This is a genomic window from Fodinicurvata halophila (assembly GCF_042651425.1).
Classification (GTDB): Bacteria; Pseudomonadota; Alphaproteobacteria; order Kiloniellales; family DSM-21159; genus Fodinicurvata; species Fodinicurvata halophila.
Window position 1 is genome coordinate 18,344 of sequence record NZ_JBHSCW010000009.1, and the last position, 14,083, is coordinate 32,426.

Below are 14,083 nucleotides of genomic sequence, written 5' to 3' on the forward strand. Positions count from 1 at the left end.
ACTTCAGGGCAGGAAGGAAGCCATGTCCGTAGACGCTCCTGTTCAGCGCTATCATTTCGTCCAGCGCGGCCTGCACTGGCTGCTGGCTCTGGTCCTGGTGGGCCAGGGCATCTTCGGGCTGTACATGGTGACCATGGAGAACAGTCCGCAGAAGATCGAGTTTTACAACCTGCACAAGTCGGTCGGGCTGACCATCCTGGTGCTGGTGCTGTTGCGCCTGATCTGGCGCTGGCGCCACCCGGCTCCGCCGCTGCCCGCGCACATGCCGCAGTGGGAGCGGCTGGCCGCGCGGACCAGCCATGCCCTGCTCTATATCCTGATGCTGGCCATGCCCGCGACGGGATTGATCATAGGCTTCGCCTCTGGCCTTCCCACCGTCATCTACGGACTGTTCAACCTGCCGAGCCCCATTCCGGCCAACGAGGACCTGATGCATTCCATGTCCGCCGTACATTTCTATCTCGCGGCTGCCCTGCTGCTGGTGGTGCTGGTGCATGCCGCCGCCGCTCTGCGTCACCACTTCGTGTTGAAGGACGATGTCCTGCGCCGCATGCTGCCGCTGCTGGCCGGTGGCCTGCTGGCCACGGGGCTGCTGCTTCCTGGCGATGCACAGGCCACAGAGTGGCAGACGGACTACGAGGAAAGCCGCCTGACCTTCATCGGCAGCCAGTCGGGGGACGAATTCGAGGGAGAGTTCGAGGACTTCACGGCCGACATCGTCTTCGATCCCGAGACCCTCGAGGACTCGCGGGTCGAGGTGCTGATCGAGACGGCCTCCGTGAACAGCGGCTCGAGCCAGCGGGACAATTCCATTCGCGACGAGGGGCTGCTGGATGTGGAGAGCTATCCTGAAGCCAGCTTCGTCGCCGACACTTTCTGGGAAACCGGCGAGGGCCAGTACGAGGCCGAAGGCGAACTGACCCTGCGCGAAACGACGCGTGAGGTGACCCTTCCCTTTACCCTGGAGATCGAAGGAGAGGGCCCGGAGCGTCAGGCTCGCGCCGAAGGGGAGTTGACCATCAATCGGCTGGATTACGGCGTGGGGCAGGGCCAGTGGGAGGACACCTCCCAGGTCGGCGCCGAGATCATCATCCGTTTCGTCATCCACGCCGAGGCGTCTGGCTCCTGAACCTGCGACTCGCCTTGAGCGCGGGAACTGCGGGAAACAGGGCGGTGCCTTTGCAGGCCCGTCTACATGTGGTAGCGTCCGCCACCTTCCTTGGGAACAGCGGAACATGTCGCGCGAAACAATAGCACTAGCCTCCGACCACGCCGGTTACGGGCTGAAGAGCCTGTTGGCAGACGAAATTCGAACTCTCGGCTATGATATACTGGATCTGGGAACCGATTCGACGGATTCGGTGGACTACCCGGATTTCGGAAGCGCCATGGGTGAGGCCGTAACCGACGGCCGCGTCACGCGCGGCGTTGTCGTCTGCGGCACCGGAATCGGGATTTCCATCGCTGCCAACCGGAACCCCAGGGTGCGTGCTGCTCTCTGTTGCGACGAAACCGCTGCCCGGCTGGCGCGCCAACACAATGACGCCAATGTTCTGGCGCTGGGAGCGCGCCTGGTCGGCGAGGAAGTCGCGAAGGCCTGCCTCAAGGTCTTTCTTGAGACGGATTTCGAGGGAGGCAGGCATCAACGTCGCGTAGACAAGCTCGGAAGGAATTGAGCTGTCCGCGTTTTCACTCTGCTCCGACACCAAAACGTCGAGGAATATAACGATATGACTGCACAAGCTGCAAAGTCCGCCATGACCGAGGACAATTTCTTCACCGCCGGGCTCGATGAAAGCGATCCCGACCTGGCGCACGCCATCGAGGACGAGCTGGACCGCCAGCAGAACCAGATCGAACTGATCGCCTCCGAGAACATCGTCTCGCGCGCCGTGCTGGAAGCCCAGGGCTCGGTGCTGACCAACAAGTATGCCGAGGGCTATCCCGGGCGCCGCTACTACGGCGGCTGCGAGCATGTGGACGTTGTGGAGAAGCTGGCCATCGAGCGGGCGAAGAAACTCTTCGGCTGCAGCTTCGCCAACGTCCAGCCGCACTCCGGCGCCCAGGCCAACCAGGCGGTCTTCCTGGCCCTCATGAAGCCGGGGGAGACCTTCATGGGTCTGTCGCTCTCGGCTGGGGGGCACCTGACCCACGGTGCGGCGCCGAACCTCTCGGGCAAGTGGTTCGAGCCGGTGCAGTACGGTGTGCGCCGTGAGGACGGCCTGATGGACTTCGACGAGATCGCGCGTCTGGCGCGCGAGCACAAGCCGAAGATGATCATCACCGGCGGCTCGGCCTATCCGCGCCATATCGATTTCGAACGCTTCCGCGAGATCGCCGACGAGGTGGGGGCGCTGTTCATGGTGGACATGGCGCACTTCGCCGGTCTCGTCGCCGCGGGCGTGCATCCCAGTCCGCTGCCCCATGCGGACGTGGTGACCACCACCACCCACAAGACCCTGCGCGGGGCGCGCGGCGGCATGGTGCTGACCAACAGCGAGGAGATTGGCAAGAAGATCAACTCGGCCGCCTTCCCGGGACTGCAGGGCGGACCGCTGATGCATGCCATCGCCGGCAAGGCGGCGGCCTTCGGCGAGGCGCTGAAGCCCTCGTTCAAGTCCTATGCCGCTCAGGTGGTCGAGAATGCCAAGATCCTGGCCGAGACCTTGAAGGACGGCGGCCTGGACATCGTGACGGGCGGAACCGACACGCACGTTGTGCTGGTGGACCTGCGCCCGAAGGGCCTGACCGGCAATATCGCCGAGGTGACCTTGGACAAGGCGGGGATCACCTGCAACAAGAACGGCGTGCCCTTCGATCCGGAAAAGCCGGCTGTCACCTCGGGCATTCGCCTGGGAACGCCGGCCGGCACGACCCGTGGCTTCGGAGCCGAGGAATTCCGCCAGGTGGGCCAGATGATCGTCGAGGTGCTCGATGGCGTGGCGGACAACCGCGAGGACAACAGCAAGACCGAGACCGCCGTCTACGACAAGGTCCGCTCGCTCTGTCAGCGCTTTCCGATCTATCCGGATCTGATCGACTGATCCACAGGACCTGGCAGGGGTAGAAGACGATGCGCTGTCCGTTTTGCAGCCACGACGACACACAGGTGAAGGACTCCCGTCCGACGGAGGACAACTCCGCGATCCGGCGGCGCCGTCTCTGCCCGAACTGCGGGGCACGGTTTACCACCTTCGAACGGGTCCAGCTGCGCGAGCTGACCATCGTCAAGTCCGATGGCAAGCGCCAGCCCTTCGATCGTGACAAGCTGATGCGCTCGATGCAGATCGCCTTGCAGAAGCGCCCGGTGGACACCGAGCGGCTGGAACGGGTCGTCAACGGGATCGTGCGGCGCCTTGAGAGTTCCGGTGAGACCGAGATTCCCAGCAAGGTCGTCGGCGAAATGGTCATGGATGCCCTGGCCTCCCTGGACGGCGTGGCCTACGTACGCTTTGCCTCGGTCTACAGGAACTTCCGCGAGGCCAGTGATTTCGGCGAGTTCGTAGGCAAGATCGGTGGCGAAGGCGAGCTCTGAAGACAGGCTGTGGATGGCCTCGGCCCTGGCGTTGGCCCGCCGCGGGCTGGGCCGGGTCGCGCCCAATCCCACGGTGGGCTGTATCATCGTGGCCGAGGGCCGGGCCGTCGGCCGCGGCTGGACCCAGCCGGGCGGTCGCCCCCATGCAGAGACCGAGGCGCTGCACCGGGCCGGAGAGGCTGCCCGTGGTGCGACCGCCTATATCAGCCTTGAGCCTTGCTCGCACCACGGCAAGACGCCGCCGTGCACCGATGCCCTGACCGCGGCGGGCGTGGCGCGCTGCGTGATCTCCTGCGAGGATCCCGATCCGCGCGTTTCCGGGCGCGGGATCGCTGCCCTGCGGGCTGCCGGCATCGAGGTGGAGATCGGGCTGTTTGCCGAGGAGGCGCAAGAACTGAACCGCGGCTTCTTCCTGAACAAGCTGGCAAGCCGCCCCCTGCTCACCCTCAAGCTGGCGACCTCGCTGGATGGCCGGATCGCCCTGGCTTCGGGCGAGAGCAAGTGGATCACCGGTGAAGCCGCCCGGGCCCGCGCGCACCTGCTGCGTGCCGGACACGACGCCATCCTGGTGGGGGCCGGAACGGCCCTTGCCGACGACCCCCGCCTGGACGCACGCCTGCCGGGGCTCGAGGATCGCTCGCCCCTGCGGGTGGTGCTGGATCGCCGTCTGCGCCTGCCGCATGGCCATGACCTGGTTTCCCGGGCCCGGGACAGGGCCACCCTGCTGTTCACCGCCCCGGGGCATTCCGACGAGGAACTGGCACCCTATCGGGATGGCGGCGTAGAGGTCGTGGAAGCGGCGTCCACCACGGATGAGAGCGACTTTCCCGAAACCGTGTTGCAGCACCTGGCGCAACGTGGCCTGACGCGCGTCCTGCTGGAAGGCGGAGCGCAGACAGCCACTGCCTTCCTGCAGGCCGGACTCGTGGACCGCCTGGAGTGGTTCAGGGCGCCGATGGTGATCGGGGCGGATGGCCTGTCCGGCATGGCGGCCCTGCATCTGGAAAGCCTGTTGCAGGCTCCCATCTTCCAGCGAGAGGATCTGGAACAGCTGGGCGCGGACCTGCTGGAGCGCTACCGGCGTGAAGCCGCCTGATGGCCCAGGCGTATCAGGACATTTCCACATTGATGATCGGACGGCACGCATGTTCACGGGACTGGTAAGCGACCTGGGGCGGCTTCTCGGGAGCGAGGGCATGGAGGACAAGCGTTTTCGCATTGCCACCTCCTATCCCCTGGGCGAAGTGGCCATTGGCGCCTCCATCGCCTGCAACGGCTGCTGTCTCAGTGTCGTGGAGAAAGGCGAGGGCTGGTTTGCCGTGGACGTCTCGGGCGAAACGCTGTCGAAGACGACTCTGGGGGACTGGCAGCCGGACCATCGCGTCAACCTGGAACGGGCGCTGCGGCTGGGCGACGAACTCGGCGGTCACCTGGTTTCGGGCCATGTGGACGGGATTGCCGAGATCCTGGAGATCCGGCCCGAGGGGGGGTCACTGCGCTTTTCCTTGCGCGCCCCCGGGCACCTGGCGCGCTACATCGCACCCAAGGGCTCGGTGACGCTGGACGGCGTCTCACTGACCGTCAACGAGGTCGAGGGGGCCGAGTTCGGTGTCAACATCATTCCCCACACGGCGCAGGTCACCACCTTCGGCCGCTACGAGGCGGGAAACCGCGTTAATCTGGAAATCGACCTTCTGGCGCGCTACGTTGCGCGCCTCATGGCCCAACAGGATTGAAAAGCATGTCAGAATCAAACGTCGAGCCCTGGCGCGTCACCTTTCGCGAACTGGTCTCGCCGATCGAGGACATCATCGAGGAGGCGCGCAACGGGCGCATGTTCGTCCTGGTGGATGACGAGGATCGCGAGAACGAGGGCGACCTGGTCATCCCGGCACAGATGGCGGGGCCCGAGGCCATCAACTTCATGGCCAAGTACGGGCGTGGCCTGATCTGCCTGGCGCTGACGCGCGAGCGTATCGAGTCCCTGGGCCTGCCCATGATGTCGAGCAAGAACGAATCGCGCCACGAGACGGCCTTCACGGTGTCCATCGAGGCCAGGGAAGGGGTGACCACCGGCATATCGGCTCCGGACCGTGCGCGGACCATCGCGGTTGCCATAGACCCTTCCAGTACCGCGGAGGACATTGCCACGCCGGGCCATGTCTTCCCCCTGCTGGCACGCGACGGCGGCGTGCTGGAGCGCACGGGTCATACGGAGGCGGCGGTGGATATCGCGCGGCTGGCCGGCCTCAATCCCTCGGGCGTGATCTGCGAGATCATGAACGACGACGGCACCATGGCGCGGCGCGACGACCTGATCGCCTTCGCCCAGTCGCATGGTCTGAAACTGGCCACCATCGCCGACCTGATCGCCTATCGCCGGCGGCATGATCGCCTGGTGGAAAAGGTTATGACCCAGGAGTTCGACAGCCGGCACGGCGGCCTGTTCAATCTCTCGGTCTATCGCAACACCATCACCCAGGCCGAGCATGTGGCCCTGGTGAAGGGCGATATTGTAGACGGCGCGCCGGTGCCGGTGCGGGTGCATGCACTTTCGGTTCTGGACGACGTGCTTTCGGATCGCACCCAGGGCCGGGGCGGCGAGCTGCAGGAGGCCATGGATCTGGTCGGACAGGAGGGCCGAGGCGTGGTCGTCCTGATTCGCGATCCTTCGCCGGTCTCGATTTCAGAACGCCTGAAGAACCGCGGCGGCCAGGACAGCATACCCAGCACGGAACTGCGCGACTACGGCGAGGGCGCCCAGATCCTGCTGGATCTGGGGGTGCGCGAGATGATCCTGCTGCACAACACGCGCCATACCATTGTCGGGCTGGAGGGATATGGCCTGAAGGTGGTGGGGCAGAAAGCCGTGCGTCCTGCACAGTAAGGGCTTGCCCTGGCGGGAGGTATCCCCGATAGCTGGGGCGCGTTGGACCGGCGCGGCCTTGACGCAAGGCCAGACAGAGAGAAAAGAAACGGATCGTTCATGAGACAGTCACCACGTGTCCTGATCGTCGAGGCACGCTTTTACGAAGATATTTCTGATGAACTCTACGCAGGGGCGGCCGAGGCCCTGGACGCTGCAGATGCCAGGATTGAGCGCCTTTCCGTGCCGGGCGCCTTCGAAATTCCGGCCGCCATCGCCATGGCAGCGGAAGCCGGCCGGCGCGATGCCACTCGGGTCTATGACGGCTACGTCGCCCTGGGCTGCGTGATCCGGGGAGAGACCAGCCACTACGACTATGTCTGCGAGGAAAGCGCCCGCGGCTTGCGCGACCTGGGTTGCCGGATGTTCGTGCCGATCGGCTATGGCATACTGACCGTAGAGAATGAGGATCAGGCCTGGGCGCGGGCCGACCGCAAGCGCAAGAACAAGGGGGCCGATGCGGCCGAAGCCTGCCTGCGGATGATCGAGATCTCCCGCGGGTTCGGATTCTCCGCCAGATGAGCGGAGCGGTCTCCGGAAAGAGAATGGACAAGGTGACAGGGTCAGAAACCGAGAACGGCGACACACAGAAGCCGCAAGTGCACAAGAGCGTGCGCAAGCGCCGGGCTGCGCGCCTGGCGGCCGTGCAGGCGCTCTACCAGATCGAGATGAACAAGGCCTCCACGGAGGCGGTGATTCTCGAGTTCCTGAAATACCGCACCGACGAGGAAATCGAGGGCTATTCGCTGGGCGAAGTGGACCAGAAGCTGTTCACCGAGCTGGTGCGCGGCGTGCATCGCGAGGCCGCGGACCTGGATGACATGTTGAGTGCCGTCATCTCCGAGGGCTGGCAGGTGGAGCGGCTGGAATTCCTGCTGCGCCTGATCCTGCGCGCGGGCACCTACGAGATCGGCCATCGGCTCGAGTTTTCCGCCAAGGCCGCCATCAACGAGTATGTCGACCTGGCCCATGACTTCTTCAATGACCGGGAACCCGCCATGGTAAACGGCATGCTGGACAGGATCGCGCGCAGCCTGCGCAGCGAGGAATTCGAGACCGGCTGACGAGGTCGGCAGCAGTCCGGAGGGCTTCCTTGCCATGGAGGCGGAATTCGACCTGATCGCGCGTTACTTCGCGCCCCTGGCCGTGGGGGAAAGGGGCGCCTATGCCCTGCTCAACGATGCCGCGATCCTGGATGTCCCGGCCGAGCACAGCCTGGTCACGACCCTGGACAGCATGGTGGAGGGCGTGCATTTCCTGCCCGATGATCCACCGGACCTGATTGCGCGCAAGCTGTTGCGCGTCAATCTCTCGGACTTGGCAGCCATGGCCGCGCGTCCCAGAGGCTATCTCCTTTCTCTCGCGCTTTCCGGCGACCAAGACGAAACCTGGCTGGAGGCCTTTGCCACGGGGTTCGGGAGGGATCAGGACATCTACGACGTGGTACTGCTGGGAGGGGATACCCTGCGCACACCCGGGCCGCTGACGCTCACCCTGACGGCCCTGGGCGAAGTACCAAGGGGACAGGCCCTTCAGCGCGGGACCGCTCGTGCGGGCGAGGATATCTATCTGACCGGTCGCCTGGGCGAGGCGGCGCTGGGCCTCTTCGTGCGTCTGGGCCAGGCCGCAGAGAAACTGCCCGATCTGACCGCCGGACAGCTGGACAGGCTCGAGGCGGCCTATCGCCTGCCCGATCCGCCCGTACAGCTCGGCCCTCTGCTGCCGGGGCTGGCCACGGCCTGCCTGGACGTTTCCGACGGCTTGATGGGGGATCTGGGGCACATTGCGAATGGATCCGGCCTGGGTGCGGAGGTCGAGGTAACCCGGTTGCCCCTTGCTCCGGAGGTGCGCCGGCTGGTCGAGGCTGTCCCGGAACGCTTGCAGGACGTGGTGAGTGGCGGCGACGACTACCAGCTGCTGTTTACGGCGCCGCAGGAGAAGAGGGATGCCGTGGAACGACTGTCCGGAGACAGTGGCGTTGCCATCTCCCGTATCGGGCGCATGACGCAAGGGGACAGCGTGCGCCTGCTGGATGTGCAGGGACGGGACGTGGCCGTGGCCCAGGCGGGCTGGACGCACTTCTGATGCGCTCCTGGCTACCCTTCCTCTCGTTGTTCCGAGCGGCCGGGATAGAGAGCCTTCATCACCAGGCGCCGCGCCGAAGGGCGTGCGGTCTGCCAGTCCATGGGCCGGCAGGCCTCGGCCGCGGCCAGGCCCAGGCGCGCGGTGAAGAGGCCGTTGACCAGGGCCGCGCCCGCCTTTCCGGAGAGCCGTGCGGTGACGCTGGCGCCCACCAGGTCGCCCAGGGTTTCGTCCGCGGCTTCCAGCGTGCCAGCGGCCAGCACGTCCAGGAAGGCGATGCGCAGCAGGCGCAGGCTGGCCAATCCGCCCGGGCGCCCGCCGTAGAGACGGGCAAGGCGCGCCACCATGCGCAGATCGATGAGGGCGGTGGCCAACATGTCGAAGACCGCGAAGGGGCTCAGCACATTGATGAAGCCACTGCGGCGCGTGGCGGCGGTGATGATCGCGGCGGCCCGCTGGTCCAGGGGAACGATGACCTCTTGCTCGAAGGCTTCCAGTTTCTCCCGGTCGTCGCCCAGATCAGCCTCGCGCTCGCGCCAGGCTGCCACGGCCCATTCGCTGACGGGCCGCCGGCCGTAGAGGGAGAGCAGTTCGCCCAGAAGCCGCCCGGCTTCCACATGGTCCTGGCGGGCGGAGGGACTGCGCGCTTGCAGGTGGGACAGGCGGCGCAGGCGCAGAAGGGCAGCAAGTTCGCGCAGCATGAGCAGCAGGCCGCCCAATAGCAACAGGCCACAGGCGGCCAGCAGGGCCCAGTGGTACCAGGACTCGCTGGCCAGGATTTCCGTGACCAGGGCATCGAGCGCCATGCCGAAGCCGGTGGCCAGCAGCAGTCCGAGTCCTGTCCACAGCAGGCGTCCGGCCAGCGAGCGCCGACCCAGGGGGTGAGTAAAGCTTTCCGCGCCGCCTTCGGCTTCCGGGAGGGGGTGCATGCCGCTGGGACTCCGGGTCTCCGGGCGAACGTCACGTCCCGTCCTCGACTCATCGCCACCGTCCTGCAGCGAGCGGGTTTCCGGTCGTCGATCCTCGGTCATCCCAGGCGGTCTCCGATCAGGTATTGCAGGGCCTTGTCGAGACGGATGTGCGGCCAGGCCCCATCCGCGTGAAGTCCGGCCGGCGGCCGGAACGCGAGCGCCTCGAAGCCCTCCGGCGGCAGGCCTTCCGCGGACAGCTGCCCCGGATAATGTGCGACCTCAGCCTCGTTTCCGATCGGGCGTCCGGCGAGGTAGCGACGGTCCGGGCGGTGAGATTGTCTCACTTCCCGCGTGGCGCGCAGTGCGGCAATGGCCATGGTTTCACTCTCCGCGCCGCGGAATCGGCTCTGGCGCAGGCTACCAGCCAGGCTGCGCGCCAGCAGGCCGGTCAGGGTGTCGTGCTGGTCGCTCGGAATGTGGTCCGCCTTGCTGCCGGCGAAGAGGACCCTGTCGATTCCCGGACGAACGGCACGCGGCAGCCAGCTGCGGCCGATCCGCATGGCGTCCAGCAGGCTTTCCATCTCGCGATCGAGCGCCCTGAGCCCCTCGCTGCCATGTTGCAGGTGTCCGAGCAGGTCCACGAGGACCAGTTGCCGGTCGAGCCGTGCGAAATGGCGGCGATGAAATGGGCGTACGATTTCGTCGCGGTAGGCCTTGAAGCGCTGTTCCATGAGGCTGCGCAGCGACTCGTCCTGGCCGCGGCCGCGCCGACGCCAAGCCGTGTCATAGCTGGCCGGGGGAAGTGGCGCGAAGGTCAGCACCGGCGCTCCTTCCAGGTCTCCGGGCAGGAGGAAACGGCCGGGATGCAGCAGGAGTGCGCGCTTCTCCTGCTCCTGCCGTTGGCGCAGATAGTTCCGGAAGGCTTTGGCGGCCTGCATGGCCTTGCGTTCGGCCTCGGCATCGGGCGTGTCGGGGTCGAGTTCGGCCAGAAGCTCCCGGAAGGACTGCGAGGCGGCCCGGTGTTCGGGCTGCTGCATTTCCTCCAGCACGGCCCGGGACCAGCTGTCATGATCGTGGGCCAGCAGCCCCAAGTCCAGCAGCCATTCGCCAGGATAGTCGAACAGGTCGAGATGCAATACCGCATCTCCCAGGCGCCCTTGGAGGCCGGTGGGGCGGTAGCGTATGGACAGGCGCAGTTCCGACTGCCGGCGGGTGCCCGGCGGCCATTCGCCCGCTTCGCACAGGTGCTGCAGGTTGCTCTCGAAGGCAAAGCGCGGCAGGTGCTGATTGGGCTGGGGGCGCAGGACCGCGGCATGATAGCGGCCTTCCTGGACAGCCGTGAGCCCCTGCAGGCGGGCAGGATAGAGCAGCGCCTGCACGAGCGCGGTCAACAGGACGGTCTTGCCGGAAGACGAGAGGCCGGTAATGCCGAGACGCAGGCGGCGTTCCAGAAGGCCGCGGCCGGTGTCCGCGAGCGTATCGATCCAGTCATTGACCACGGTTGTGTTCGGTCCTGTCTCCTGGCCATGCAGGCTGGGTAAGGGAAGGCAGCACGAAGTTCCGCTCAAGCTTGGGGAAACCCGGCAGGAACTTCAAGGTTGTGCCGACCGGGGCAGGAGGGTTCAGGAGGAGCCGTGATCCGAGAAGGCCTGCCGCAGAAGCTCGCCTACATCACGGTTGGACTTCGCCCGGACCTTGTCATCGCGGCCCATCAGGTAGCCCTCGCTTTCGCTGCACAGGCCGAGAATGACCTTGCGCATGAAGGGCCCGTCCATGGCCAGCCCGAACAGGCCTTCCCGGGCATTGCCCTGCTCGTCGACGCGGAATTCGCAGGGCGCCAGGTTGCGTCCGATGCGGTAGGGGCCAGGGCGGGAGCCGTCCCATTTGTGATAGGCGTTCTCGTAGACGATGATGTCCGTAGGGGAACCGCCCTCCTCGATTTCCCGGGCAATCTCGCGACAGCGTTCGGGGTCGGTGATCTCGTCCTCCCCGCCCAGCATCATCAGGACGGGAGCACCGGTGGCCTCGTTGTCGTCGAACCGGGCGATGCAGGGGCCGTAGTAGGAGGCATGGGCGGCGAAGCGCTGACCGTCCGGCGCCAGGGTCTCGGCCACCTGCTCATAGGCCGCGAACACGGTTGCCATGCCGCCGTACGAGAAGCCCATGAGGGCGACCCGGCTGCCGTCTACCTCGGGGCGTTCGTCGAGATGCTTCAAGGTTGTATAGGCGTCGGCCAGCATCATGGTTTCCGTAATGTTCAGCAACCGGTCTATGAATCCGGTGGCCATGTCGCGCCGGGGGGCGAAGACGTCGACCACGGCAGCGGCGATGCCCATTTCGGCAAACTGCCGGGCATAGAGGAGCTCGCGCGAGGAGCTTACGCCCGATGCACCGTGCAACAGGACGACGGCCGGGACCGGGGTCTCCGCCGAGGCTGTCTCCGGCAGGTAGAGGTCGACGCTGATCTCGGTTTTCGGATTGGCCTCGGGTCCCTCGCCCACATCAGAGAGCATGAAGGGACTGTGGGAGGTCAGGGTGACCTCTTCATGCTGGCTGTCCACCGCCTGTCGAGACGGCCATTCCTGCAGCAGGCGTTCGAAGTGCGAGGCTGTGGCGGTGCCGGAGAGCAGCAGCGCAAGCGGCAGGGCCAGGAAAGCCGGCCAGAACTGTCTTTTCATCTGCACATCCTGTTCCATGCGACATATGCGTCAGGACCAGAGATAGGGCGGATTTTGTCACTGTCATGGCCGTCTCGCAGGATAAGGCCGGCGGCTTTGGTTTCAGCCCAGCCCCTGCCTCAACAGCTCGGCCACCGGTTGGCGGCGCTTGCGCTCATAGAGCAGCTGGTCGGCTTGCGAGAAGAGTGTCGTCGGATCCGTGCTTCCATCGAAAGTCTCGTAGCCGAAGCTGCCACTCACGCGGATGCTCTCACCGTTCCAGTCGACCGACTGGCGATTGACCAGGTTCTCCAGTTTTTCGGTCAAGCTGGCGGCGAGAACTGGCGGCGTGCGCGGCATCAGGACGGCGAACTCGTCCCCGCCAATGCGACAGACAGAGTCGTTGCGTCGGGTATACTGCTCCAGCAGGTGGCCGACATGACGCAGCACGACATCGCCGGCGATATGGCCGTGCCGGTCGTTGACCTGCTTGAAGCTGTCGAGGTCGCAGAGCACGAGGATGCCCATGTCGTTGTGCCGGCCAGCCTCGGCCAAAGCCCGTTCCAGGCTCTGCCGGAAACCACGCCGATTGAGCAGGCCGGTAAGCTCGTCGGTAACGGCAAGGCTTTCCAGCACGCGAATCCGCTCGGCCTGAGCGGCGATCTGGCGCTTCTGGTCGGCGAGCCGGATACGCAGCCGTTCCATGAGACTGTCCTCGTTCTCAGCGGCACGGGAATCCTGGGCCGTTCGCCTATCTTGGTGCCCGAGTTCGCCGAGGCGCGAGAGGAGAGTGCTGTTCAAATCCGGATCGTCGTAGATAGCCAGTGTACGAAATACCATGATGCCTGCCCTTTCTTGCTGCGAGGGTGTTTGCCAAGGGGAAAGCAAGAAGCGGGCCAGAATTTGCATCCCGGATTGGCTGATCTGCTGGGGCGCCTCTGATCGGACTTGATCCGAGTGGGCAGGAACTGCCCTGAAGGCCCGAAGAAGCGGGCAATTCTTGCCGCTTGCCGCGACCTCGTTTTCTCTGCAGCAACAGGCTGTCCGTGATAGACTGCCCAAGTATGCTTGAAGAGCCATACGGCTCGGAACAGTCAGGACTCCGGACTTGGGGTATGAAGGTGTCAGGTGCAGTGAGGATTACGGTCTGGACGATACTCTGCGGTTTTGTGGCCATGGCACTGGGCTCTCCGGTTGGGGCTGCGACGCCCTTTCCGAAATCCGCCGGGGATTTTCAACCGCACAGGGCCACCTATGACCTGACCCTGGAGCGAGAGCAGAGCACTCCCGACATCGCGGCTGCCACGGGCCGCCTGCAATTCGAATGGGCCGACGGCTGCTCCGGCTGGACGGTCAACCAGAGTTCGCGCATCTTCCTGGAACGCAGCGAAGGTCCCGTCGTCGATTTCGGCTGGTCGATTTCCTCGTGGGAAGCCAAGCGGGGCGATCACTACCGCTTCTCCATCCGCCATTACGCCGATGGCCGCAAGACGGACGAAAGACAGGGAGAAGCGCATCTGAGCGCCCCTGGCCAGCAAGGCACGGCCACCTTCAATACGCCCGAGGAACGTGAGGTCAAGTTGCCGTCCGGGACGGTCCTGCCCAGCTGGCACAGCTTCGAACTTCTGGACCAGGCCCGGCGCGGTGCCTTGCCGTTGTGGCGCATGGTGTTCGATGGCTCGGGCGACAATGACGGCTACGCCGGCGTGTCGGTCCACAAACTGCGCAGCTATAAGGGGGAAGAGGCGTTCGACGAGTTCGAGGCCCTGCGGGGCGAGCCGTCCTGGCGCCTGCACATGGCCTATTTCGAGCCAGAGCGCGGGGAGATGCTGCCGATCAACGAACAGACCCTGCGGCTCTATCGCAACGGAATTGCAGACGAACTGCGCTTCGACTACGGCGATTTCACCCTGGAAGGCCACTTGGCAAAGCTGGAGGAACTGCCGGACGCGGGATGCTGAGCGTTCGCCGC

General features: G+C 65.4%; 15 protein-coding genes. 11 read left to right on the forward strand and 4 right to left on the reverse strand.

Annotated elements, in window-relative coordinates; translation table 11 throughout:
* Positions 1-22 precede the first annotated feature (22 nt).
* From ACFOW6_RS14845 to thiL, 10 genes are all read left to right on the forward strand, one after another.
* Positions 23-1,129 carry a cytochrome b/b6 domain-containing protein gene (locus ACFOW6_RS14845; protein WP_382423206.1) on the forward strand — a complete coding sequence of 369 codons (1,107 nt, stop codon included), beginning with the start codon at positions 23-25 and terminating at the stop codon, positions 1,127-1,129.
* 106 nt (positions 1,130-1,235) lie between these two features.
* Positions 1,236-1,676 carry a ribose 5-phosphate isomerase B gene (gene rpiB, locus ACFOW6_RS14850; RefSeq protein ID WP_382423207.1) on the forward strand — a complete coding sequence of 147 codons (441 nt, stop codon included), beginning with the start codon at positions 1,236-1,238 and terminating at the stop codon, positions 1,674-1,676.
* Between the two features lie 54 nt (positions 1,677-1,730).
* Positions 1,731-3,044 carry a serine hydroxymethyltransferase gene (glyA, locus tag ACFOW6_RS14855; protein ID WP_382423208.1) on the forward strand — a complete coding sequence of 438 codons (1,314 nt, stop codon included), beginning with the start codon at positions 1,731-1,733 and terminating at the stop codon, positions 3,042-3,044.
* A 29-nt stretch (positions 3,045-3,073) separates the two neighbouring features.
* A complete protein-coding gene (nrdR, locus tag ACFOW6_RS14860) occupies positions 3,074-3,535 on the forward strand; it encodes a transcriptional regulator NrdR (RefSeq protein WP_382423209.1) in 462 nt (153 codons plus the stop codon).
* Positions 3,516-4,631, forward strand: a complete 1,116-nt coding sequence (gene ribD / locus ACFOW6_RS14865; protein ID WP_382423210.1) for a bifunctional diaminohydroxyphosphoribosylaminopyrimidine deaminase/5-amino-6-(5-phosphoribosylamino)uracil reductase RibD — start codon at positions 3,516-3,518, stop codon at positions 4,629-4,631. The genes nrdR and ribD overlap by 20 nt, the downstream gene beginning before the upstream one ends.
* Positions 4,632-4,680: 49 nt before the next feature.
* Entirely contained in the window at positions 4,681-5,271 is a 591-nt protein-coding gene (locus ACFOW6_RS14870; protein WP_382423211.1) for a riboflavin synthase, read from the forward strand.
* 5 nt (positions 5,272-5,276) lie between these two features.
* Positions 5,277-6,422 carry a 3,4-dihydroxy-2-butanone-4-phosphate synthase gene (ribB, locus tag ACFOW6_RS14875; RefSeq protein WP_382423212.1) on the forward strand — a complete coding sequence of 382 codons (1,146 nt, stop codon included), beginning with the start codon at positions 5,277-5,279 and terminating at the stop codon, positions 6,420-6,422.
* Between the two features lie 42 nt (positions 6,423-6,464).
* Positions 6,465-6,983, forward strand: a complete 519-nt coding sequence (locus tag ACFOW6_RS14880; RefSeq protein WP_382423213.1) for a 6,7-dimethyl-8-ribityllumazine synthase — start codon at positions 6,465-6,467, stop codon at positions 6,981-6,983.
* Between the two features lie 23 nt (positions 6,984-7,006).
* Positions 7,007-7,525 carry a transcription antitermination factor NusB gene (gene nusB / locus ACFOW6_RS14885; RefSeq protein WP_382423214.1) on the forward strand — a complete coding sequence of 173 codons (519 nt, stop codon included), beginning with the start codon at positions 7,007-7,009 and terminating at the stop codon, positions 7,523-7,525.
* A gap of 34 nt (positions 7,526-7,559) precedes the next feature.
* On the forward strand, positions 7,560-8,546 hold the full coding sequence (gene thiL, locus ACFOW6_RS14890) for a thiamine-phosphate kinase (RefSeq protein WP_382423215.1): 987 nt from the start codon (positions 7,560-7,562) through the stop codon (positions 8,544-8,546).
* Between the two features lie 11 nt (positions 8,547-8,557).
* On the opposite strand, the gene ACFOW6_RS14895 is transcribed toward thiL, so the two are convergent.
* From ACFOW6_RS14895 to ACFOW6_RS14910, 4 genes are all read right to left on the reverse strand, one after another.
* The gene (locus tag ACFOW6_RS14895) at positions 8,558-9,574 is read right to left on the reverse strand and encodes a TIGR01620 family protein (RefSeq protein ID WP_382423216.1); all 1,017 of its coding nucleotides are present in this window, start codon (positions 9,572-9,574) and stop codon (positions 8,558-8,560) included.
* On the reverse strand, positions 9,571-10,953 hold the full coding sequence (locus ACFOW6_RS14900) for a YcjX family GTP-binding protein (RefSeq protein WP_382423217.1): 1,383 nt from the start codon (positions 10,951-10,953) through the stop codon (positions 9,571-9,573). The genes ACFOW6_RS14895 and ACFOW6_RS14900 overlap by 4 nt, the downstream gene beginning before the upstream one ends.
* 123 nt (positions 10,954-11,076) lie before the next feature.
* Positions 11,077-12,132, reverse strand: coding sequence for a dienelactone hydrolase family protein (locus ACFOW6_RS14905; protein ID WP_382423218.1), 1,056 nt, complete (start codon positions 12,130-12,132; stop codon positions 11,077-11,079).
* A gap of 102 nt (positions 12,133-12,234) precedes the next feature.
* Positions 12,235-12,951 (reverse strand): GGDEF domain-containing protein, encoded by a 717-nt coding sequence (locus tag ACFOW6_RS14910; RefSeq protein ID WP_382423219.1) that lies wholly within the window; start codon positions 12,949-12,951, stop codon positions 12,235-12,237.
* 275 nt (positions 12,952-13,226) lie between these two features.
* Here ACFOW6_RS14910 and ACFOW6_RS14915 point away from each other — a divergent pair, with 275 nt between their 5' ends.
* Positions 13,227-14,072, forward strand: a complete 846-nt coding sequence (locus ACFOW6_RS14915; protein WP_382423220.1) for an EipB family protein — start codon at positions 13,227-13,229, stop codon at positions 14,070-14,072.
* The last annotated feature ends 11 nt before the right edge of the window (positions 14,073-14,083 follow it).

Coding starts and splice junctions, on each gene's coding strand:
- ACFOW6_RS14910 (WP_382423219.1), bottom strand. CDS start 12,951: ATGGTATTTCGTACACTGGCTATCTACGACGATCCGGATTTGAACAGC.
- ACFOW6_RS14905 (WP_382423218.1), bottom strand. CDS start 12,132: ATGAAAAGACAGTTCTGGCCGGCTTTCCTGGCCCTGCCGCTTGCGCTG.
- ACFOW6_RS14915 (WP_382423220.1), top strand. CDS start 13,227: ATGAAGGTGTCAGGTGCAGTGAGGATTACGGTCTGGACGATACTCTGC.
- thiL (WP_382423215.1), top strand. CDS start 7,560: ATGGAGGCGGAATTCGACCTGATCGCGCGTTACTTCGCGCCCCTGGCC.
- nrdR (WP_382423209.1), top strand. CDS start 3,074: ATGCGCTGTCCGTTTTGCAGCCACGACGACACACAGGTGAAGGACTCC.
- nusB (WP_382423214.1), top strand. CDS start 7,007: ATGGACAAGGTGACAGGGTCAGAAACCGAGAACGGCGACACACAGAAG.
- ribB (WP_382423212.1), top strand. CDS start 5,277: ATGTCAGAATCAAACGTCGAGCCCTGGCGCGTCACCTTTCGCGAACTG.
- ACFOW6_RS14845 (WP_382423206.1), top strand. CDS start 23: ATGTCCGTAGACGCTCCTGTTCAGCGCTATCATTTCGTCCAGCGCGGC.
- ACFOW6_RS14870 (WP_382423211.1), top strand. CDS start 4,681: ATGTTCACGGGACTGGTAAGCGACCTGGGGCGGCTTCTCGGGAGCGAG.
- ACFOW6_RS14895 (WP_382423216.1), bottom strand. CDS start 9,574: ATGACCGAGGATCGACGACCGGAAACCCGCTCGCTGCAGGACGGTGGC.
- glyA (WP_382423208.1), top strand. CDS start 1,731: ATGACTGCACAAGCTGCAAAGTCCGCCATGACCGAGGACAATTTCTTC.
- rpiB (WP_382423207.1), top strand. CDS start 1,236: ATGTCGCGCGAAACAATAGCACTAGCCTCCGACCACGCCGGTTACGGG.